We start from the raw sequence: 20285 nt of genomic DNA, 5'->3' as shown, positions 1-20285 counted from the left end.
TGGAATGGGAAACTGTGCTGATGTGATTATCATAGGCAGCGGAATAATCGGAAATGCAACTGCTTATTATCTTGCAAAGAAGGGCTGTTCTGTCATTGTCCTGGAGAAAAGTGACCACATAGGTGGCGGAGGTTCTTCCAGAAACGGCGGCGGCGTCCGACAGTCAGGCCGGGACAAGCGGGAACTTCCTCTGGCAATGTACGGAGCTTCCAGCCTTTGGCCTCACCTTTCTGAAGAGCTTGGAATGGATGTGGAGTATTATCAGAAAGGTAACTTACGCCTTGGAAAAACTGAGGATCATCTAAAAATATTAAAAGGTCTTACGGAGCGGGCGAGTGCCCAGGGTCTGGGAGTCACCATGATTGACGGGAAAGAAGCAAAGGATATCTGTCCATATCTTTCCGACCAGGTAACGGGCGCAAGCTGGTGTCCTACAGATGGTCACGCAAACCCTATGCTTGCAACCCTGGCTTATTACAGAAAAGCAAGACAGCTGGGAGTGCATTTTATTACCGGAGAAGAGGTTACTGAGATAAAAAAATACAGGGGGAAAGCAAGGCAGGTCCTTACAGACAGAGGAGTATATGAAGGAGAGACCATCATACTGGCAGCCGGATACGAAAGCCGGAAAATTGCGGCTACGGTAGGAGTGGATATTCCCATGACCCAGGCACTCTTGGAGGTTCTGGTAACAGAAGCCCAGCCCCCCATGTTCTATCAGATGCTGGGCACCGCAATGGCTGATTTTTATGGGCACCAGAGCACCCACGGTTCCTTTGTCTTTGGCGGTTCCTCCGGTTTTGAGGATTTTAATAAGAATAACGGGACTCCTGTAACCAACAGCCAGACTGCCTCCTGCATCTGCCGGGGGATCATGAAATATTTTCCCTGTCTCTCCGGTGTAAAGATCGTAAGGACGTGGGCAGGATTCATCGATGTCTGCGCCGATCACGTTCCTGTTATCAGCCATGTGGAGGAAGTTCCCGGACTGATTATCGCCTGTGCATTTACCGGCCATGGCTTCGGAATTTCTCCAACGGTTGGAACCATTTTATCCCAGATGGCTACAGGAGAAGAGCCGGTTTTAAGTATCAAAGATTTCCGGTACGACCGGTTTCAAACAAAGATTTGACACTATGGCAAAGACGTCTTTTTTAAGATGTCTTTGTTTTTTCACTTCATCGACTACATAAAAGGAGGAGCAATATGATCAGTAAAAAAATGGGACTAGGAAGTGCAGTTTCCGTATGTGTTGGATTAATCGTGGCAACCAGCTGTCTGTTGTCTTTGGGACTTGGTACCGGTCTTGCCGGAAAAGGCTTTATCATCGCTATGTTCATTGTCGTAATTTTAAATATTCTTCTAGCACTTTCCTTTCGTGAGCTTCACGATTTGATGCCGGAAGCCGAAGGAGGCCTGGGGCAGTATACACTTGCTGGACTGGGTCCTGTCCCTTCCATTGTCTCCAATCTTTCTGCCTATGTAATTACCAACATGCTGGCCGGGTCCGTAGAACTGGCCATGTGCGGACTGGTAATTCAGGAAACCTTTTTAAAAGGAGTTCCTGTACTGGTAATCAGCCTGTCCCTTCTTGCGTTCTTAACAGTTGTCAACTATCTGGGCGTGGATATCTTTGCTAAAATACAGAATTTAACGGTAATAGCGCTGATCGGTTCTCTGATTCTTCTTGGAGTTATCAGTACTTTAAAATTAGGAATCGGAACACCTCTTGCTCCAGGCGCCCAGACACCCCCTGTTGTGACGGGATTTTCAGGAATCCTCTCCCTCACCGCTTTGGCATTCTGGATGTTTATCGGAATTGAATTTGTCATCCCGGTTTCAAAAGACTTAAAAAATCCCAGGCGGGATGTTCCTCTGGCCATGATCCTTGGTGTATGTCTCCTGTTTCTTGTTCAGAGCTTATTAAGCACCGGCATGAGAAACTACGTTTCACTGGAGGAGCTTCGTAACAGCAGCATGCCTCACATTCTCTTTGCACAGCGGGTTATGGGTAAAGCGGGCAGCTACTGGATGGGGCTTATCACCATACTGGCCGGAATCAGCACCATCAACACGGTACTGGGCAGCGTAACCAGGATTTTATGCGGTATGGCAGATGCCGGTTTAATGCCATCTAATTTTAGTAAAAAAAATAAAAGAGGAACTCCAACACCAGGCCTTTTCCTTATGACAGGCGTTATCTCTTTCATTCTCGTAAGCGGCATTGCAAACTCATCCGGTTTAACCAACTTCCTGCTTGCAGCCTCCTGTTTTTGGCTCACTTCCTACATCCTGGTGAACCTTACCGTCCTGATGCTGCGCAGACGGTATCCCAATGCTCCTGGCAGGGATAAAAGTTTTACTTTATGGGGCATTCCCCAGATTATCTGTATTATAGGAGATGTTTACATGATCTGGAATATTGCAGAAGGCGATGCCAGAATATTTATTTATAAAATTTACTTTGCACTGCTTATTATTACTTTACTTTTTGCGTTCTTCTGGGTGAAGGTTATTAAAAAGGCAGATGCATTCCGTCCTGTTTCATTAGATGAGATCAATGATGTGAAACTGGAAAATCAGGCAGAAGATAGCCAGACTCCTGCTTCCCTGCTGGTCAATTAAATACAATTTTTATAAAAATACGCCTTAACCATGATATAAAAAACAGGTCAGGGCGTATTTTTTCATATTATTCTTTCCAATGCAGATGGTGAAGTTCTCCCTGCATAGTCATACGTTCAAATCCGTTCTGCCTTAATGCTTCATAAAGAACAATAGAAACAGAATTGGATAAATTGAGGGAACGTATATCACCCCACATGGGAATTCTCACACAGCGGTCCTCATTTTCTACAAGTATTTCTTCGGGTATTCCGGCGCTTTCCTTTCCAAACATGAGAAAGCAGTCCGGCTCATACTTTACATCAGAGTAAACATGATGCCCTTTTGTAGTTGCCATATAGATTTTTGCTCCTGGATTCCGGTCCAAAAAATCCTGATAATCACTGTATACGGTAACATCTAATTTATCCCAGTAATCAAGCCCCGCCCGTTTTATCAGCTTATCATTCAGCTTAAAGCCCAAAGGCTGAATCAGGTGAAGCCTGGTATCCGTAGCAACGCAGGTTCTGCCGATATTTCCTGTATTTGCCGGCATCTCCGGTTCCAATAGTACAATATTCATGATAATTACGCCTTTCCATCCAGTTTCTTGATAAAGCGGTCCATACGGCTTAAAGCTTCCTTTAAGCTTTTTAAGGAATACGCATAAGAAATACGCAGATAACCCTCTCCGCAGTCTCCGAATGCAGTACCTGGAACAACCGCCACTTTTTCTTCCATCAGAAGCTGGGTGGCGAATTCATCAGAGGTCATGCCAAACCGTTTGATACTTGGAAACATATAAAAGGCACCGTTAGGCTCAAAGCACTCAAGCCCCATTTCCTGAAATGCATGCATTAAATAACGTCTTCTCTGGTCATAGGATTCCCGCATGACTGCCACATCCTTATCCCCATCCCGCAGCGCAGCAACTGCTGCATACTGACTGGTCGTAGGCGCGCACATAATGGCAAACTGATGGATCTTTAACATCTGCTCCAGAATCAGTCTGGGGGCAGCGGCATAGCCAAGCCTCCACCCGGTCATTGCGTAGGATTTGGAGAATCCGTTAATTAAAACAGTCCTGTCCCTCATTCCCGGAAAAGCGGCTATTGTGGAGTGATCGCCGCCATAGGTAAGCTCTGCATAAATCTCGTCAGAAATAACGAATAAATCCTTTTCAAGAACAATATCTGCAATCTCCTTCAGCTCACTGGCATTCATAACAGCCCCCGTCGGATTGTTTGGAAACGGGAGAATGAGAACCTTTGTCTTTGGAGTGATCTTCTCAAGAAGCTTTTCCTTTGTCAGTTTAAACTGATCCTTTGCTTCCAGATCAATGATGACAGGGACACCGTTGGCCAGAATGGTACAGGGCACATAGGAAACATAGCTGGGCTGCGGAATCAGTACTTCATCTCCAGGATTCAACATGGCACGGAGTGCAATATCAATCGCTTCGCTTCCGCCTACCGTTACCATCACCTCATGATCAGGATCATATGTAACTTCAAAGCGGCGGCTTAAATAGCTGCAGATTTCCGTCTTTAGTTCTTTTAAACCAGCATTGGAGGTATAAAACGTCCGTCCCTTTTCCAGCGAATAAATACCCTCTTCCCTGATATGCCATGGCGTATCAAAATCAGGTTCTCCCACACCAAGGGAAATGGCATCCTTCATCTCACTTACAATATCAAAAAATTTACGGATTCCCGAAGAGGGAATCTCTGTTATTCGGTCTGATAATGGATTTCTCACGGCGTAATCAACATCCTTTCATCCGGTGTTTCTTCCGCAAGAACCGTCCCGTGATCTTTATACTTCTTCAACACAAAATGGGTGGCTGTGCTCAGTACGGATTCCATGGGAGAAAGTTTCTCAGATACAAACTGTGCTACTGCTCTCATCGTCTTTCCTTCAATAAATACGGTGAAATCAAAGGCTCCTGACATTAAATAAACTGCATTAACCTCGCTGTACTGATAAATGCGTTCTGCAATCTTGTCAAAACCCATGCCCCTTTGTGGTGTAACCTTTACTTCAATTAAGGCTACGACCTTTTCATCGCTGGTATTATCCCAGTTAATCAGGGTATGATATCCGCAGATGATATGTTCCTTTTCCATATCGGCAATCTCATTGGCAATGGCTGCCTCACTTTCTCCAAGAAGAACCGCCAGATCCTTTAAATCAATTCTGCTGTTTTTTTCAATAATTGCCAGTATCTTTTCTCTCATATCCTACCTCCGATTTACCTTTTTTTGGATAACACCTTATAAAGTTCGTCCTCTGAAGGGCGGTCCAGATAACCGATCCCGTCTTCATGGACAATAATCCGTTTGATGCCGCCTGTCACTTTCCCGATGACCGCAGCTTCCAGCCCATGCTCTTTTAAGGCAGATACTATATCTCCACCGTTGTCTGCTGCCAATACAAAGCAGCCATCAGAGAAAAGCCGGTATGGGTTTAAGTCATACCTCTCACAAACCTCTATCGTTTCCTGCCTTACAGGGATTTTATGGAGGTCAAAACGAATGCCCGTCATATATGCGCCGGATAAATCCCAGAGAGCCTTTAATATTCCACCCTCAAGTGCCGGTTCCCATTCAGTTGCTCCCAGATTCTTAAAAAACTCCGGTTCTTTCACCGGTAATAAAAATTCCCCATTTAAAATCCGGTCAATATATTGCGAGGAGAACCACTGATGCAGTTCTCCTTCTCTTTCTCTTACTATTTTTACCGTCCCGGCTAATCCTGCAAATCCTGCTGTCACAAGATCCTGCCCCGGCTTTACCGTTCCCGTATTCTCTCTTTCAATCCGTCTCATCGTCTGTACTTATTCTCCCGGTCCTGCTTCCGGACTATCCCCGGTATCCTCCCATTCAGGTTCTGGTGCTGCTCCGGAATCAGGCGCCTGTGCCGTCTCCTGAGATGGCTGGGTAACAACCTGAGGGATTTCAGACGGCTGAACCGGTATGGGCTCTGCCACTGCCGGTGCTGCCGGACCTACCTTTATGATTGCTTTGGAAGGATTATAGGTATCTGTGTGAAGAATCTCTCTGCTCTGTTCTGCACCGTCTACATAGACAATCTTCCAGAGTCGTGATTTAATGCCCTTATGAGCTGACTGAACCTGTTTTCTGGTTCCAGGCGGCATAGCGGGATCCACTACCTCTTTTGGTGCCCCCGGATCTGTTACACTGAGTGTTTCTGAAACAAATTCAAAGGTTCGGTTTGCGGGTCTGGTCTCTTTACCGTATATGGTAAAGGTAAGAGTCTTTCCCGATGTATAACCCTCTACATAAATCGGTGTGCTGTAATTGTTGGTTAACTTAATGTCTTTATAAGTTCCGGCAATTGCAGCATCCTCCGACGGTCTCACATAGCTTACCACCATGGAATGATTCTGTCTCTGGCTGATGTCTAATTCTGCCCTGAGTGCGGCATTATAAATCGTAGTTGCGATCTGGCACACCCCGCCTCCTACACTGTCAACCACCTGCCCGTTTTCATATGCAGCAGCAGTGGCGTAACCATTGCCTACTGTAAAGGGATGCATGCAGTCATAACCGGATAAAGTCTCTCCAGGCATCAGCACATGGCCGTTGATCTTGCCTGAACCCACCTTCAGGTTTTTTGATCTGGATGCGCCGCTGGATGAAAAATTGGTAGAGAAAGTTCCCAGCACATCCTGAATCGTGGATAAATCTTCCGTTGTAATAGCCGGTTTTACTTCAGCAATAACCGCATTTACCGTAACAGGATCTTTCAAACCATTTGCAAATGCCGCATTCAGCGCCTGCTTTGTGGCTTCCACATCCACTGTTTTTCCAATAACAGAAGGTGTGACTGTAAATGCTCCATTCTGGCGGATAATGGTGGCATTCTTTGGTTCCGTAACCGCTGGAGCACATTTTTCTGCTACAAATGACGCCAATCTGCCGTCATCCAGAGCGGTCTCCAAAGGAATGATCACAGGATTGTGTTCAATATCCTTTTTATTTAAATATCGCTTTAATAAATTCCCTCCCTGCCAGGAGGACGCTGCCTGGGCAACCGCTTCCGGGTTGCTCCAATGAAACCCCAGATCCTTAGCTGTCGTCTCCACCGGCTGTCCGTCCACAACCAGTGTGATTTTCTGATTTTCCATCTCATTAACCAGGCCCTGAACTTTCTGCCCGGCTTCTTCCTCTGTCAAACCGCCCAGATTATAATCTCCGACATAGATACCGTCCGGAAGCGTATCAGCCATAACGTATGCTGGTGAGAAAAAACCGATTCCCAGTGCCAGCAAGGAGGCTGCCAGGCATATGGACAAAGTCTTCTTTTTCATATTCATTCCTCTTACTCTATTGTTTCCGCTTGGCGGTCTTCCAAGTAAAAACGATTACATAAAACTGAACATCATGGGTAGTACCATTGCTACGATCAGTAAAGCTACGACTACGATTAAAACTACTGACATTAACTTCTTATTGTTCTTATTATTAAAATTAATCATTTTGTATCACCTCTCTTATATTCTTCCATATTGTGCAATGATTTTATCCGTGATTCTGGATATTTCATTTCTGGATAAATGATCCAATTGCACAGATAAAGCTATTTTATGATATTTTAATAAATCCTGCAAGTGTTCTTTTTGTCTGTTTGATGCCGGCTGTTCCTTTTTTACCTTATAAATCAGCACGTCTGAGTCAAACGCTTCGGATTTTGCCTGGCCGAACTCCCTTTTCATTGCCTGATACAGCTCATGAGCTGCGAAAGCATCGCATAAAGCACGGTGACTCTGTTTTATTTCTATACCGAAATACCGGCAGGCTGCAGAAAGGCTTTTGGGAGTGTCTTCCGGCATAAATTTTCTTGCAAGCTTTAACGTATCAATTCCCTGCCGTTCATAGCCTGATCCACTGTTTACAGCTGCGCGTTTTAAAAAACTGTAATCAAAGATAACATGATGTCCCAGAATGGGCAGATTTCCTGCGAAATCAAGGAACCGGCCGATTACTGTTTCAATCCCCTCTGCCTGATTCAGCTGACTGTCAGTAATTCCAGTCAGGGAAATTACACGTTCCTCCAGACTCCGGTACGGATTTACAAAGCACTCAAACGTATCTCCTGCCTCGCCTTTGGTCACACGCACTGCTCCGATTTCAATAATTTTATCCCGCTTAGGGTCAAGACCGGTAGTTTCTAAATCCACAGCAACATACGATGATATCACGTCCTGTTCTTCCTCTCCTCTTTTTCCCCCGTCACAGCGCCGGGACACAGCTCCTTTAAAAAGCAGTCTCTGCATTTGGGATTTCTTGCAATGCAGATGGATCTCCCCAGCGTGATAATCTGAATGTTCCACAGGATCCAGTGATCTCTTGGCAGTATCTCCATCAGTTCATACTCGATTTTTTCCGGATCTTCCGATTTGGCAAATCCCAGTTTTTTCGATATCCGCTTTACATGGGTGTCAACCACAATACTCGGTTCAAAATAGATATTTCCCAGAATAACATTAGCCGTTTTTCTCCCAACTCCCGCCAGACTTGTCAGTTCTTCCATGGTCTTTGGAACTTCACCGCCGTACTTTTCCATCAAATCCGTACAGCAGGAAATAATATTTTTGGCCTTCATATGATAAAATCCCAGGGAATGGATATCCTGCTCCAGCTCCTTTAAATCAGCCTTTGCAAATTTCTCCGGCGAGTCATACTTTTGAAATAAATCTGCAGTCACCATATTGACTCTGGCATCGGTGCACTGGGCACTTAAAATAACTGCAATCAGCAGCTGCCATGGTGTCTCATGGTTTAAATAGCAAATATATTCCGTTCCGTATTCCTGGTCAAGAGCCTCTAAAACTCTGTTTACCCTGGCTCTTTTCTCCGCTTTTGTCTCTTTTTTAGCCATCATTTCCTCCATATGCCAAGCTCATGGACTGCTGCATTATGGGAAAGTGCATCTCTCCTCTTATAATCGAAAAGAACTGCTCTTCCATTATGAAATACCTCAATATGAGCCATCTTTATCAACTGTCTGGCTTCAAATCCCTCATAACCTTCCTTTAAGTAACAATACCTGACCGCCTCATCAGCAAAAAATGCCTTTATCTGGTCTTTATAAGGCTCCTGGTCAGCAGAAAAATCAGGACGGCTTTTTAAGTTCTCCCTCAGATATAAGTCATATACCAGAAGATCTCTGTAATAAGGCCGCTTTTCGGGAACCCGAAGGCCGATAAACATATCTAATATCTCGTACCTCGCCATTCGGCTGTGACTTAGCTTTGACAATTCCTGTTTATCATAATATTCAGCCAGTGCCTCAAACATATCAAAGGGAGTATGAAATTCCCTGCAAAGTTCTTCCATCGTCGTTTGAAACTGTCCGCTGTTGCCATAAACCTCAAGCATCTCTTCCAGTCCCTTTAATTTAAGAACTTCTCCATAGTCAAGCCATCTGGTGGATAAGACTTCATAGGTCGGCTTTTCCTTATAACGGATCTCATAGTCTTCTGCCTTCTGTGACATATGGGAACCCTTTAATACCTTTAAAAATCCCAGCTGAAGCTGTTCCGGCTTCATATCATAGACCTGGTTAAAGGAGCGCCGAAAGCTTTCGTAATTTTCAAAGGGAAGTCCCGCGATCAGATCCAGGTGCTGGTGAATGGTTCCATAACTGTTTATGATTTCAACATTCTTCCTTAAAACAGAAAGATCCATACTCCGGCGAATTTCCTTAATGGTGGTTTCATTGGTACTCTGAACCCCGATCTCCAGCTGAATTAACCCTGGTCTCATACGGGACATCAGCTGTAATTCCTCCTGGTTCAGTAAATCCGCGGAAATTTCAAAATGGAAATTAGTTACCCCATTGTCATTCTGGATTAAATATTCCCAGATACGAAATGAGTGGTCTCTGCTGCAGTTAAAGGTTCTGTCTACAAATTTTACCTGAGGAACCCTTTTTTGAAGAAAAAATCCCAGCTCCTTTAATACCAGATCCGTATCACGGAACCGGACAGATTTATCAACAGAAGACAGGCAATAGCTGCAGGAAAACGGGCAGCCACGGCTGCTTTCATAATAAACGATACGGTTTTCAAAACCAGTCATGTCCTCATACAGAAATGGAATCTTGTTTAGATCAACTGCTGATTTTAAAGGATTTATAACCGTTCTTCCATCTTTATCTCTGACAGCGGTTCCATCTATCTCCTGAAAGGCTGATTTATTCCACCCCGTAGTTTTTCTCTGCTGATCCAGATAGCAGCAAACCACCTTTTTAAAGGTTTCTTCCCCTTCTCCCATCATAATGCCGAAAACATCAGGTTCTTCTTCTAAAATCCGGGCTGCATCGTAAGAAACCTCAGGACCTCCCAGCCAGATCTCCACATCAGGGAGAACTTTCGGAAGGTCCCGTACCAGTTCTAAAATATAGGAAATATTCCAGATGTAACAGGAGAATCCCACTGCATCCGGTTTTCTTCTATAAATATCGCTCAGTATTTCATCCATCTGATTATTAATGGTATATTCCCCGATTTCTATCTGAAACCTTCCGTCACGAAGCTCCGGTTCTCTGATCCACGCCTGCGAATAAGCCTTTAAACTGTAAACGCCCGGATTGGAGTGAATATATTTGGCATTCAGCGCCGCCAGTAAGAACTTCATATTAAACCTCAATCTCTATTTTTCTGCCGGATGGCTGATATTGATAATAGCGGACTCCTGCCGCATTGAGCATGCGCTTGGAGGCATTTACTGCGGGTGTTCCCGCATATTTGTCCGAACCATAAACAATTGTTTTAATTCCAGACTGAATGATTGCTTTTGCACACTCATTACAGGGAAAAAGTGTTACATAGAGTTTAGAACCTTCCAGGCTTCCTCCCCTGTAATTAAGAATAGCATTTAATTCACTGTGAGTGGAATAGAAATATTTGGCATTATAGGGATCCTCTGCCTCATTTTCTCTGCCCCAGGGAAACTCATCATCAGAACATCCCAGCGGAAATCCGTTATAACCCATGGATAAAATCTTATTATCCTGGCTGACGATACAGGCTCCTACCTGGGTGCTGGGATCCTTGGAACGTTTCCCTGATAATACTGCAACCCCCATAAAATATTCATCCCAGGTAATATAATCTTCTCTTTTTCCAGTCATCGTTTCTGCGCCTCCTTATCAAACCTGAATAATGTGGTATCCCGCTGCCTTGGTCAGCCGGTTCATAATCGCCTGTCCCAGATGATTTCTGGAAAAGCTTTCAGAAAATATATAGTCTGCATTTAAATCATCAAACTCCCGCAGAACTGCATATAAATTATGGGCAATGGATTCCTCCTGTACACGGCTGCCAATGCTCCTTATCATGCCCTGGGGATATAAATATAATGTCTCATCAGTACAGATTACACCAACGCGGTATCCTGCTTCCAGTTTTTCCTGTACCAGTTTATTAATGGCGGCTGCCACAGTTTCCTCTCCGCCTTCAAACAGTGTAAGATCTGCCTTGGGCGCATAATGCTTATACTTCATTCCAGGCGCTTTCGGTCTTACATCAGCCTTTAACGGCCCTGAAGTGATTGCAGGATCAAGGAAGATCTCTTTTCCTAAAACTGCAGAAGCCATCTCCTGAGTAACCGCACCAGGCCTGAGTATCATGGGCTCGTCCCCGGAAACATCAATAATTGTGGATTCCACACCGATTCCCACAGCACCGCCATCCACAATCATCTGGATCTTTCCGTTCATATCCTGCCATACATGATCTGCAGTCGTAGGGCTTGGACGGCCGGAGGTATTGGCGCTGGGAGCTGCTATGGGAACTCCTGCCAGCCGGATCAGAGCGCTTGCTGCGGGATCTGCAGGCATTCGGACTGCTACAGTATCAAGTCCGCCGGTGGTTCCATAGGGAACCAGACCGCTTTTGGGGAAAATTAAGGTCAGGGGACCCGGCCAGAATGCTTCCATGAGTTTTCTCCCCGCTTCCGGAACCTCAGTTACCAGAGGAAGCAGATCGTTAAAATCTGCAATATGAGCAATGAGAGGGTTGTCCGATGGTCTTCCCTTTGCCTCATAAATCTTTTTTGCAGCCTCTTCGTTTAAAGCATTAGCCCCAAGGCCGTAAACAGTTTCCGTAGGAAAGGCCACAAGACCGCCCTCCCGCAGTATTTTCGCCGGTTCCCTAAGCTGCTCTAAATCCGGATGCTCTTTGTCTTTTAATATAATTCGTTTCGTATTCATATCTTTCTGCTCTTTTCTTTTCACTTCCATTTATCATATCACAGCGTACAAGCTCATGCAATGCTTTTACCCCTTGCAAACTGGGCTTTCCCTGTCCTTTGTAATTAGCAGTTGTAAGTTTTTCATATCAATGATACCATAATAGCAGTATGTGTTGAAAGAGGAGAAAAACATGGAACTGATTATACCGCAAAACTATGATCCCAGGCTCTCTGTCAGGGAGACTCAGGAAGCAATTAAATACATAAGGGATACTTTTCAAAAAGAGCTTGGCAGGGAAATGAACCTGGAGCGGATATCCGCACCCTTATTTGTGGAACGCAGCAGCGGATTAAACGATAATTTAAACGGAGTGGAACGTCCGGTTCAGTTTGATCTTTCAGGGATCCCCGGAGAAACCATGGAAGTGGTACACTCCCTGGCCAAATGGAAACGCATGGCACTTCACGAATATGGTTTTCAGCCGGGAGAAGGACTTTATACCAATATGAATGCCATCCGCAGAGATGAGGATCTGGATAATCTTCACTCCTGTTATGTGGACCAGTGGGATTGGGAAAAGGTAATTACAAAGGAAGAAAGAAACGAAGATACATTAAAAGAAACCGTGAAAATTATTTTTAAGATCATCAAGCACATGGAGCATGAAGTCTGGTATAAGTATCCCCAGGCAGTCAAGCAGCTTCCTGATGATATCACTTTCATTACCTCCCAGGAACTGGAGGACCTCTATCCAGATCTGACGCCCAAGGAGCGTGAAAACAACATAACAAAAGAGCACGGATGTGTCTTTCTTATGAAAATCGGGGATAAATTAGGCAGTGGAAAACCTCATGACGGCAGAGCACCGGATTACGATGACTGGCAGCTGAATGGAGACATTCTTTTCTGGTTTGAGCATTTAAACTGTGCACTGGAGATCTCAAGCATGGGAATCCGCGTAGATGAAACAGCCCTGACGGAACAGTTAAAGAAAGCCGGATGCGAAGACCGCAAGGGACTTCCCTACCACAAAATGCTATTAAACGGGGAACTTCCATATACCATTGGCGGTGGAATCGGACAGTCCCGCCTCTGCATGCTTTTATTAGACCGCGCACACGTCGGTGAAGTTCAGGCCAGTATCTGGCCCGCCGAAATGCGGACAGAATGCAGGAAGAACAATATATTTCTTCTTTAATTTTTACATAGGAAGTGAATGAAATGAACGTATTTCTTTGTGATGACCAGGCGGAGTTTATGCATGAATTTGCAAATGATCTGGAAGGATATTTTCGTACCAGGAAAATATCCTTCCGGCTTTTCCTTTTTACAGATGGTGCAAACCTTCTTTGTTCCGGCATAGCTCCTGATATCATTTTTCTGGATATAAAAATGGGAAAAGAGTCCGGTCTGGAAACTGCCCGTAAAATCAGGGAGATCAATACGCGGACAAAAATTGTTTTTCTGACCGCCTATAAACAATATGTATTTCAGTCCTTTGATGTGGAAGCGTCACATTATCTCATTAAGCCGGTAAGCGAACAAAAGCTCTATGCAGTGCTGGATCATGTAATCAGACAGCTTAATCCGTTGAAAGAACCCCCCATTATAGTGAAATCCGGACAGACAACCTTATGCGTAACCTGTTTTGATCTCTTATATATTGAAGTAAATAATAAAACAGTGACACTTCATAATAAAAATGGCATAATAGAATATTCAGGAAAACTGGAGGCCATTGAAACGGATCTGCCTGCCCGGTTTTACCGGTGCCACAGAAGTTATATTGTTAACATGGACTATGTTGTCCGATTTGACAGAATGGATCTTCATCTTGCAAACGGAGAATCAATTCCAATCAGCAAACGAAAATACCAGGATTTTTCCAGCGCCTTCCTGAGACATATGAAAAAGGAGGGCTTGTTATAATTCTTCTCTTTTTTACCACTTATATAAACTATCGTTTCTTTAGCAAAATGCTGAGATGCAGGTATCACAAGTTTTTTACGCTTATTGGTGTTGCCGTCTTTTCTGGAGCCTCCAATTTTATCAACATTAATTTAGGACTTTACCGCATTTTTCCACAGGAATTGTTTTATTTCCTTACTTCACTGTTGATGATCTGGGTTTTATTCCAGTCCAGTGCCGGAAAAAAGGTGATGATTGCTATTTTCACTGACGGACTGGGATATACCTGCAATTTTGTTTTTCTGCCTCTGATTCAATATATCAGCAAAAATTTGATCGAAAGACCTGTTTTCTATGATCTTGCTTACAGACTTTGCGATATCTTAACCATACTTCTATACTCCTCTATATTGGAATGGGTTGGAAGGAAATACTCCAATCTTCATGGTGAGATTACGATGGCTGAGAATTTGTTCCTCCTGATTTTATGTTTCTTCACCAGGCAGACCGTCATTTACTATGGCTGTAGCCAGTTTCAGCACAACAACACTCTGATTTCAAATATAATGGCTACTGCAGTGGCGGCAGGCGGTGTTTCTCTCATTACTTTCTCCTCCTACTATGCGGACCGGAAGCTGAGTCTGCTGCTTGCAAATGAGAAAAACGGAATACTGGAAAAGCGGATTGCAGCATGGCAGGGAGAAGAAAAGCAACTGGCAGGGTTCCGCCATGACTTTAAAAACCATATGCTGTGTCTTAAAAATCTCCTCTCAATGAATAAAAATCAGGAGGCTGTAAAGTATCTGGACTGTATAACCGGAACCGTTAATTCTTTTTATCCGGAGTATTCTTCGGGAAATGCTTATGCAGATGCAGTCATACGGGAAAAGCTTGCTCTTGCGCGCACCTGGGAGATCCGCCTGGAAACGGATCTCATCTTCCCCGCCTCTGATCTGATTAATCCTGCTGATCTGTGTATTATTTTAAGCAATGCATTGGACAACGCACTGGAAGCCTGCCGGAAATTAACCGGTCAGACTGATAACCCGATTATAAAAGCGGCTTCCTGTGTCCGAAGTTCTTTTCTTATAATTGAAATAACGAATCCGGTACCATATGCCAGGAAGCTTAAGACCACCCACTTACACTCCACAAAAGAAGAGCCTCATCTCCACGGAATTGGCCTGTCCAATATCCACGATGCCGCTAAACGCTGCCATGGCACTGTGGAGCTGTCAATTTCGGAAGGAGTATTTCATTTCTGCGTCATGCTTCCCCTTTTCCCGCCATCTCTTTAAACTGGAACCCGTTTATACCAGTATCTTTACCGTTTACGCCAAGACGATTATTTCATCATTGTATCTGCCGATTTATAATCAGAACACAAGGAGGGAATGTAATGTATATAGGTAAAATGGAAACTCAGCCGGCAAAAATAAATATTGCTTCACTCAATCGCTCCGCTCATCAGAAGTACCAGGCACTCTACGGAAAAAATAAGGAAAAGGAGCAAACCGATGATGTGAAAATTTCCCCTGCCGGAAAAAAGCAGAGTATGCTGAAACAGCTTATGAATCAGAAACAGCTTATTCTGGAAAGAAAGCAGGCAATGCTGGATTCTGACCAGGCAAACGGCGCAGACAGCATGAACGAGAAGCTGAAAGAATATGAGAATCAGCTAAAAGCGATTGATGAACAGATAGCACAACTCCAGACAGATGAGCCGGATGATGCAAAATCCGATTCCGATGATCAAACCGGTACTATCTATAAAAAGCCAAAGTCTAAAGAAGAAGCAAATTCAGAACAGTTAAATGAGATAACAAAATTATCATCCGGAGTATCCCAGACAGAAGTAATCTCATCAGCGAAAGACCATATTGACAGAAAGATTAAGGTCCTGAAAAGTGAAATTGAATCCGGATATGGAAACACCAAACAGAAAATTGAAGATGTGGGCAGGCTGCAAAGCCAGTCCGATGAACTGGCCACACAAAAGTCTGAAAAGCTGGGTGAAATAAATAAGGCCGTTTCCACTCAAACCGTAGCGAAAGAACGCGACACTGAAACAGACAACGAAGCTGAGATGGAAAATGAATTACAGCCAAAAGAATAAATTCCATGCCGCTGACAAAAAACAGGAACCTCCTGCTTATGGGTTCCTGTTTTTATCTTTTACATCTATTTTTCATTTAAATATCTCATGATTCCCATGTGAATAGTCCACGCCACCCGGTCCTGATAATCTTCCGTATTTAAGAGTGCCGATTCTTTTTTATTTGTTAAAAATCCGCATTCCACAATTACAATCGGCGTCCTTACATGAAGCAGCAGGTAATAGTTGTCATTCGGCTTCGCAAGTCTTGTATTCTTCTCTCCTAATAAGAAATCAAACCGGTCCTGGATAATTTCAGCAAGCTTTTTCCCTTTTTCAGACTTTTTATAATAAAAAACCTGACCTCCCGAAATCTCCTCCTGATGATAACTGTTTTGATGGATGCTCACAGTCAGTGCAGGCTTGGTTTTATTGATGATCTCACACCGTTTGGTCATATCAGCCATCTTTTTTCTGTTATCTTTGACTGAGTAAAGTCCATTGTCATTATCTCTGGTAAGAACAACATCCACATCCGATGCTTCTAAATATTTTTTCAGCTTCATAGCGATCTGCAGATTAATATCTTTTTCCAGGCTGCCGTCTATTCCGATCTTTCCTGGGTCATTCCCGCCGTGACCTGCATCAATGACAACTACCGGCCTTTTCTTTCCCACAGATGGAACGTTATTTACTGCTGCCATCTTTCCCGCCTGGCTTGATATGACATAAACCAATATCAGCAAAATCACCGCCATAAACGGTTCCCATTTTTTTAAATTCACGTTTTTTACCTGATTCGCATTCTTAATGAATTATACTTTTTGGTGAATTAAAAAAGAACCGGTACAAATGACTTTCCTTCTAATTAACGCTTAATGTATTATAATCTCTGGCACCATCGGCAGTAATCCACTCCAGGTACTGGGATAGAATGCTGGGATAACCTTCTTCCTGCCACATCTTATATCCCTGCTTTGCCATAACCTTCTCACGAATATCCGCTACTTTTCCCTCATAACATGCAGTATTCAGCTCGGCGTACACCTTAGCCATCATATCCTTCTGATACTCGGTAAGACCCTGAAGGGAATTGAAACTCTTAAACTCATCCTGTGCCTGATTATAAAATACCTTGCTTAAATATTTTTTCCCGTAATCACTAAAATTCAAAAGATTCTTATCAGTGTTTCCTGTTTTCTCCGCCCAGGCTTTCATATCCAGAGATTTAGTATGGTAGTTAAACGTTCCCTTCGCTCCGTACTCCAGTATTCCGTAAAGGCAGGGCGGCGTAGAGAGGGAACCTGTCACAATCTCATAGATTCCGGTATCATCATGGGATCTCTTATAGTGCTGGACATGAAGGTGCCCGCTTAAAAATAAGGGGACTTCCCAGCTCTCCAGCTGGTCAATGAGCTGTTCACTGTGCTCAATGGTACAATCCTGAAGATAAACTTCACTCTCATCAAGAAGATTGTGATGGGCTACTGGAATCACGTTCATGCCCAGATTCCATGCTTCCTCCATCTGTTCTTCAATCCAGCTGTATGTATCATCCTTAATCATGCCACCTACCAGATTTTTAGGATCATACTGGCAGCTGTCAAGCATCAGTGCTCTGGTTTTATCATCGATCTGGTAGATATAACTTAATGAGGCAGGATCCCGGCTGACCGCCTCGCTATAACCGAACTCATCATAAATCTCTTCAAATTCCTGGGGAGAAATACTCTCCGTACTGATTATGGAATCTCCTTCAAACCGGCAGGCCTCAGGATTATTGATGTCGTGGTTTCCAGGAATGACGATAACAGGAATCCCTGCTTCCTCAATGGACTCCAGCTTTCCTGCAAGCTCTATATGGCTTTCCCGTTCCCCGTTATAGGTTAAATCTCCCTCTAATATTACAACATCCGGCTTTTCTGCTTTCACCTCTTCAATGAACGCATCTGTAATCTCCCAGATATACTTCATCACTTTCCCGTCACCGTGATCAGCCGTATATTCATAACTTTTCTGCATATCCGTCAGATCCCTGGCCAGATAATGAATATCCGTAGCTATGATGATCCTGGCTGTTCCTTCCTCCGGTACCTGGGATTGTTCTGGAAGTGACTCTCCGGTTGTCTCAGGAACTTGTGCTGTGGAAGGAGTCTGCACCCCGGTAACTGCTGTCTCAGGCTGCACTGTACTCTCTCCCTGTGTTTGCTCCGGCACTCCTTTTTTAAAAGAACACCCGGATGATACACAAACTGCAGCCGCCAGTGCTGCCAATAATACCCTCTTTCTCATAACCTGACCTTCCTGTCTGTCCATTTCTTATGTTATTCCTTATCAAGCCGGACTTCATCCCACAAATCAGCCGGCTCAAATCCCAGCTTCCAGCATGCCACACCAGCCAGATCGTACTGCCGGATCAAATTCATCTTCAGACCAATGGAGCGTTCCTCCTCAAGCCATACTGACTTTTTACCTTCTTCTGTCTGGAGTTCTCCATAATACTGTCCCAGTTCCTCCTGCCAGTACAGCTTTACGTCATTTTTAGTAACCCATTCCTTGGATTTTGCTATGCCGATGGAAGATGATGAAGTTTTTCCATCCGCTCCTTCTGTCCATATTCTGGTGTAAAAAGGAATCCCGTTAATAACCTTTTCTTTGGGAACAACTTTAAGAGTATTCTTAATTCCATCATCCACATATTGAATGGACGACACAGATCCAGCCTCTCCCCCTGCATAATGTTCATCATATCCCATAATAATCACATAATCAGCCACAATTCCCTGTTCTTTACGATTGTAAAATTCATTTCCCGGAACTGGAACGTAATTATCCACAGAAAGGACAAGCCCATTCTTTCTGCAGGGTATGGATAATTCTCTTATAAACTGGATATAGTGCGGTCCCGCTTCCTCCTTAATGCCCTCAAAATCCAGATTAATACCATCAAATCCATAGGTTTTTGCCTCTGCCATCAGAGCATCTATGAGTTTTTTTCTGGTGGATGTTTTAGACATCAGGATCTCTGTATTCACATTGTCACTGAAATTATTAATTAGCGCCCATACTTTTAATCCTTTTTCGTGAGCCTTTTTCACATAGCCCGCATCTGCAAGTGATCGGAACCCTCCTTCATTATCGGTTAATTCATACCATGTGGGAGAGATCACGTTAACTCCTGCTGTATTGGCTATCATGCTGTCAAAAGAAGAGTTCCCGTCTGCCGAGGTCACCTGATGCCATACCAGACAGACAGGCTGATCCATGGTTATATTCTTGTAAACCGGCTTTTCAAAGTTACTTACAGATGCAACTTTTTCTGTTTTTCCTAGTCGCCTGCGTTCCACATAACCAATAAAACCATCCTCTGTCCTGATTTTGTTCCATTTATCCATAGAATCAAGAACCGTCACCTTGCTTCCCTCAATTATATGAGTTGCAATCGGGCTCTTTACTCCGCCTTTAATACGCACATTGCCACTTTTTACAACCAGTGCCTGTTCTTTTTCTGTCCAGTTATTGTTGATAAACACCCGCTTATTTAAAGCTGTATCATATGCTGTAAATTCGGCATCTGTATAATTAGCGACAAGACCCAGGGATAAATACACTCCATCCTCTTTCTCCTGAATCAGGGATTTTCCGGAAGGACCTTTTGTATCACGGTCTGCATAAACAATGGAATCCGGCAGTGCATACACTAACAGCTTCTCGTTGCTGTCCCAGTAAAAACGCTCATTTAAATTTTCATTGATCCAGCTGATGGGAAGGTAGGTCTGACCCTCTGTAAAAAGACCTTTGGTTTCCTGAAGATTCTCATTGAAATAGACTGCCACCTCATCCCCTGTAACTCCCAAAACCTCAGTCAAATCTGCCTGCTCACTGGATGGAATATACCGCTCCAAAAACCGGATTCCGAAAAAACCGGCAAGAACCAGCAAAATCAATCCCAGCGCCACCATAACCGGCACTGCTCTCCTATTCATCTGTTTTCCTCCTGATCATGGATCGTATCTTAAGAACTTATTTCTGTAATATCTTCTAGATTATATCATACTTCTTTATTTTTGGAATTTACATTTTCATTACATTCTGTCCCCTAACCCTCCCTGACACGCATAAATTGATTCACTCCGGGCTGAAGATGGAATCCACCGGCGCGCCCCTGATCACATGTTCCAGAAATTACCGGTTGTATACACGGTCAAATCTGATTTCCTGCAGCTTACCTGTTTCCTTATCGGGAACATAGTCTGCCATATAAAAACTGTCATCCTCCCTTATTTCAAATATTTTCCCCCAGTCTGTCTCCGGGAGTTCCTCCCCATCAATTACTATGGAGATTCCCTTATTTCTGTACCTTTTCAGTCCTTCCAGATACTGATCTCTATTACCTTCTTTCCATTTACTGCTGTCCTCTTTACTCATATTGTTTTCTCCCCGCTACCTTTTCTTT

Annotated in this window: 20 protein-coding genes; 6 read left to right on the top strand and 14 right to left on the bottom strand. The window is 43.8% G+C overall.

Annotation, left to right across the window (positions count from 1 at the left end; genetic code table 11):
• The first annotated feature begins 4 nt into the window (after nucleotides 1-4).
• Nucleotides 5-1132, top strand: coding sequence for an NAD(P)/FAD-dependent oxidoreductase (locus V7D18_RS18820; RefSeq protein ID WP_426156431.1), 1128 nt, complete (start codon nucleotides 5-7; stop codon nucleotides 1130-1132).
• 74 nt (nucleotides 1133-1206) lie between these two features.
• The gene (locus tag V7D18_RS18815; protein WP_426156429.1) at nucleotides 1207-2625 is read left to right on the top strand and encodes an APC family permease; all 1419 of its coding nucleotides are present in this window, start codon (nucleotides 1207-1209) and stop codon (nucleotides 2623-2625) included.
• A gap of 67 nt (nucleotides 2626-2692) precedes the next feature.
• On the opposite strand, the gene trmL is transcribed toward V7D18_RS18815, so the two are convergent.
• From trmL to V7D18_RS18765, 10 genes are all read right to left on the bottom strand, one after another.
• The gene (trmL, locus tag V7D18_RS18810; protein WP_426156492.1) at nucleotides 2693-3190 is read right to left on the bottom strand and encodes a tRNA (uridine(34)/cytosine(34)/5-carboxymethylaminomethyluridine(34)-2'-O)-methyltransferase TrmL; all 498 of its coding nucleotides are present in this window, start codon (nucleotides 3188-3190) and stop codon (nucleotides 2693-2695) included.
• 2 nt (nucleotides 3191-3192) lie between these two features.
• On the bottom strand, nucleotides 3193-4362 hold the full coding sequence (locus V7D18_RS18805; protein ID WP_426156427.1) for an aminotransferase class I/II-fold pyridoxal phosphate-dependent enzyme: 1170 nt from the start codon (nucleotides 4360-4362) through the stop codon (nucleotides 3193-3195).
• Entirely contained in the window at nucleotides 4359-4841 is a 483-nt protein-coding gene (locus tag V7D18_RS18800) for an Lrp/AsnC family transcriptional regulator (RefSeq protein ID WP_097004673.1), read from the bottom strand. The genes V7D18_RS18805 and V7D18_RS18800 overlap by 4 nt, the downstream gene beginning before the upstream one ends.
• 14 nt (nucleotides 4842-4855) lie before the next feature.
• The gene (locus tag V7D18_RS18795) at nucleotides 4856-5431 is read right to left on the bottom strand and encodes an AIR synthase-related protein (protein WP_426156426.1); all 576 of its coding nucleotides are present in this window, start codon (nucleotides 5429-5431) and stop codon (nucleotides 4856-4858) included.
• 9 nt (nucleotides 5432-5440) lie between these two features.
• Nucleotides 5441-6937: a VanW family protein gene (locus V7D18_RS18790; RefSeq protein WP_426156424.1), complete on the bottom strand. Its 1497-nt coding sequence runs from the start codon at nucleotides 6935-6937 to the stop codon at nucleotides 5441-5443.
• A gap of 183 nt (nucleotides 6938-7120) precedes the next feature.
• A complete protein-coding gene (locus tag V7D18_RS18785) occupies nucleotides 7121-7828 on the bottom strand; it encodes a 3'-5' exonuclease (RefSeq protein ID WP_426156422.1) in 708 nt (235 codons plus the stop codon).
• On the bottom strand, nucleotides 7825-8508 hold the full coding sequence (nth, locus tag V7D18_RS18780; RefSeq protein ID WP_426156490.1) for an endonuclease III: 684 nt from the start codon (nucleotides 8506-8508) through the stop codon (nucleotides 7825-7827). Before nth ends, V7D18_RS18785 begins: the two co-directional genes overlap by 4 nt.
• Complete coding sequence (locus V7D18_RS18775; protein WP_426156420.1) at nucleotides 8508-10268, bottom strand: B12-binding domain-containing radical SAM protein; 1761 nt, start codon at nucleotides 10266-10268, stop codon at nucleotides 8508-8510. Before V7D18_RS18775 ends, nth begins: the two co-directional genes overlap by 1 nt.
• A gap of 1 nt (nucleotide 10269) precedes the next feature.
• Nucleotides 10270-10764: a deoxycytidylate deaminase gene (locus tag V7D18_RS18770; RefSeq protein WP_117419584.1), complete on the bottom strand. Its 495-nt coding sequence runs from the start codon at nucleotides 10762-10764 to the stop codon at nucleotides 10270-10272.
• Nucleotides 10765-10782: 18 nt separating this feature from the next.
• On the bottom strand, nucleotides 10783-11844 hold the full coding sequence (locus tag V7D18_RS18765) for an L-threonylcarbamoyladenylate synthase (RefSeq protein ID WP_426156418.1): 1062 nt from the start codon (nucleotides 11842-11844) through the stop codon (nucleotides 10783-10785).
• 172 nt (nucleotides 11845-12016) lie between these two features.
• On the opposite strand from V7D18_RS18765, the gene asnA reads away from it, so the two are divergent.
• From asnA to V7D18_RS18745, 4 genes are all read left to right on the top strand, one after another.
• Entirely contained in the window at nucleotides 12017-13024 is a 1008-nt protein-coding gene (asnA, locus tag V7D18_RS18760; protein WP_426156416.1) for an aspartate--ammonia ligase, read from the top strand.
• Nucleotides 13025-13047: 23 nt separating this feature from the next.
• Nucleotides 13048-13755, top strand: coding sequence for a LytR/AlgR family response regulator transcription factor (locus tag V7D18_RS18755; RefSeq protein WP_426156414.1), 708 nt, complete (start codon nucleotides 13048-13050; stop codon nucleotides 13753-13755).
• Nucleotides 13756-13985: 230 nt separating this feature from the next.
• Nucleotides 13986-15032 (top strand): sensor histidine kinase, encoded by a 1047-nt coding sequence (locus V7D18_RS18750; protein WP_426156412.1) that lies wholly within the window; start codon nucleotides 13986-13988, stop codon nucleotides 15030-15032.
• 101 nt (nucleotides 15033-15133) lie between these two features.
• Nucleotides 15134-15850: a hypothetical protein gene (locus V7D18_RS18745; protein WP_426156410.1), complete on the top strand. Its 717-nt coding sequence runs from the start codon at nucleotides 15134-15136 to the stop codon at nucleotides 15848-15850.
• A gap of 65 nt (nucleotides 15851-15915) precedes the next feature.
• On the opposite strand, the gene V7D18_RS18740 is transcribed toward V7D18_RS18745, so the two are convergent.
• The 4 genes from V7D18_RS18740 to V7D18_RS18725 all read right to left on the bottom strand — a co-directional run bounded on the left by V7D18_RS18740 (nucleotide 15916) and on the right by V7D18_RS18725 (nucleotide 20257).
• The gene (locus V7D18_RS18740) at nucleotides 15916-16587 is read right to left on the bottom strand and encodes an N-acetylmuramoyl-L-alanine amidase (protein ID WP_426156488.1); all 672 of its coding nucleotides are present in this window, start codon (nucleotides 16585-16587) and stop codon (nucleotides 15916-15918) included.
• 106 nt (nucleotides 16588-16693) lie between these two features.
• A complete protein-coding gene (locus V7D18_RS18735) occupies nucleotides 16694-18121 on the bottom strand; it encodes a metallophosphoesterase (protein WP_426156408.1) in 1428 nt (475 codons plus the stop codon).
• 32 nt (nucleotides 18122-18153) lie between these two features.
• On the bottom strand, nucleotides 18154-19815 hold the full coding sequence (locus V7D18_RS18730) for a glycosyl hydrolase family 18 protein (protein WP_426156406.1): 1662 nt from the start codon (nucleotides 19813-19815) through the stop codon (nucleotides 18154-18156).
• A 199-nt stretch (nucleotides 19816-20014) separates the two neighbouring features.
• Nucleotides 20015-20257: a hypothetical protein gene (locus V7D18_RS18725; protein WP_426156404.1), complete on the bottom strand. Its 243-nt coding sequence runs from the start codon at nucleotides 20255-20257 to the stop codon at nucleotides 20015-20017.
• Between the last annotated feature and the right edge of the window lie 28 nt (nucleotides 20258-20285).

Source organism: Lacrimispora sp. 38-1 (genome assembly GCF_049890855.1).
Taxonomy (GTDB): Bacteria; Bacillota; Clostridia; order Lachnospirales; family Lachnospiraceae; genus Lacrimispora.
This window is presented reverse-complemented; position numbering and strand designations above follow the sequence as displayed.

Bases quoted from the DNA above. Each gene is read 5' to 3' on its own strand.
- V7D18_RS18820 (WP_426156431.1), top strand. From the start codon at position 5: ATGGGAAACTGTGCTGATGTGATTATCATAGGCAGCGGAATAATCGGA.
- V7D18_RS18815 (WP_426156429.1), top strand. From the start codon at position 1,207: ATGATCAGTAAAAAAATGGGACTAGGAAGTGCAGTTTCCGTATGTGTT.
- V7D18_RS18800 (WP_097004673.1), bottom strand. From the start codon at position 4,841: ATGAGAGAAAAGATACTGGCAATTATTGAAAAAAACAGCAGAATTGAT.
- V7D18_RS18795 (WP_426156426.1), bottom strand. From the start codon at position 5,431: ATGAGACGGATTGAAAGAGAGAATACGGGAACGGTAAAGCCGGGGCAG.
- V7D18_RS18790 (WP_426156424.1), bottom strand. From the start codon at position 6,937: ATGAAAAAGAAGACTTTGTCCATATGCCTGGCAGCCTCCTTGCTGGCA.
- nth (WP_426156490.1), bottom strand. From the start codon at position 8,508: ATGGCTAAAAAAGAGACAAAAGCGGAGAAAAGAGCCAGGGTAAACAGA.
- V7D18_RS18775 (WP_426156420.1), bottom strand. From the start codon at position 10,268: ATGAAGTTCTTACTGGCGGCGCTGAATGCCAAATATATTCACTCCAAT.
- V7D18_RS18770 (WP_117419584.1), bottom strand. From the start codon at position 10,764: ATGACTGGAAAAAGAGAAGATTATATTACCTGGGATGAATATTTTATG.
- V7D18_RS18765 (WP_426156418.1), bottom strand. From the start codon at position 11,844: ATGAATACGAAACGAATTATATTAAAAGACAAAGAGCATCCGGATTTA.
- asnA (WP_426156416.1), top strand. From the start codon at position 12,017: ATGGAACTGATTATACCGCAAAACTATGATCCCAGGCTCTCTGTCAGG.
- V7D18_RS18755 (WP_426156414.1), top strand. From the start codon at position 13,048: ATGAACGTATTTCTTTGTGATGACCAGGCGGAGTTTATGCATGAATTT.
- V7D18_RS18750 (WP_426156412.1), top strand. From the start codon at position 13,986: ATGATTGCTATTTTCACTGACGGACTGGGATATACCTGCAATTTTGTT.
- V7D18_RS18745 (WP_426156410.1), top strand. From the start codon at position 15,134: ATGTATATAGGTAAAATGGAAACTCAGCCGGCAAAAATAAATATTGCT.
- V7D18_RS18740 (WP_426156488.1), bottom strand. From the start codon at position 16,587: ATGGCGGTGATTTTGCTGATATTGGTTTATGTCATATCAAGCCAGGCG.
- V7D18_RS18735 (WP_426156408.1), bottom strand. From the start codon at position 18,121: ATGAGAAAGAGGGTATTATTGGCAGCACTGGCGGCTGCAGTTTGTGTA.
- V7D18_RS18730 (WP_426156406.1), bottom strand. From the start codon at position 19,815: ATGAATAGGAGAGCAGTGCCGGTTATGGTGGCGCTGGGATTGATTTTG.
- V7D18_RS18725 (WP_426156404.1), bottom strand. From the start codon at position 20,257: ATGAGTAAAGAGGACAGCAGTAAATGGAAAGAAGGTAATAGAGATCAG.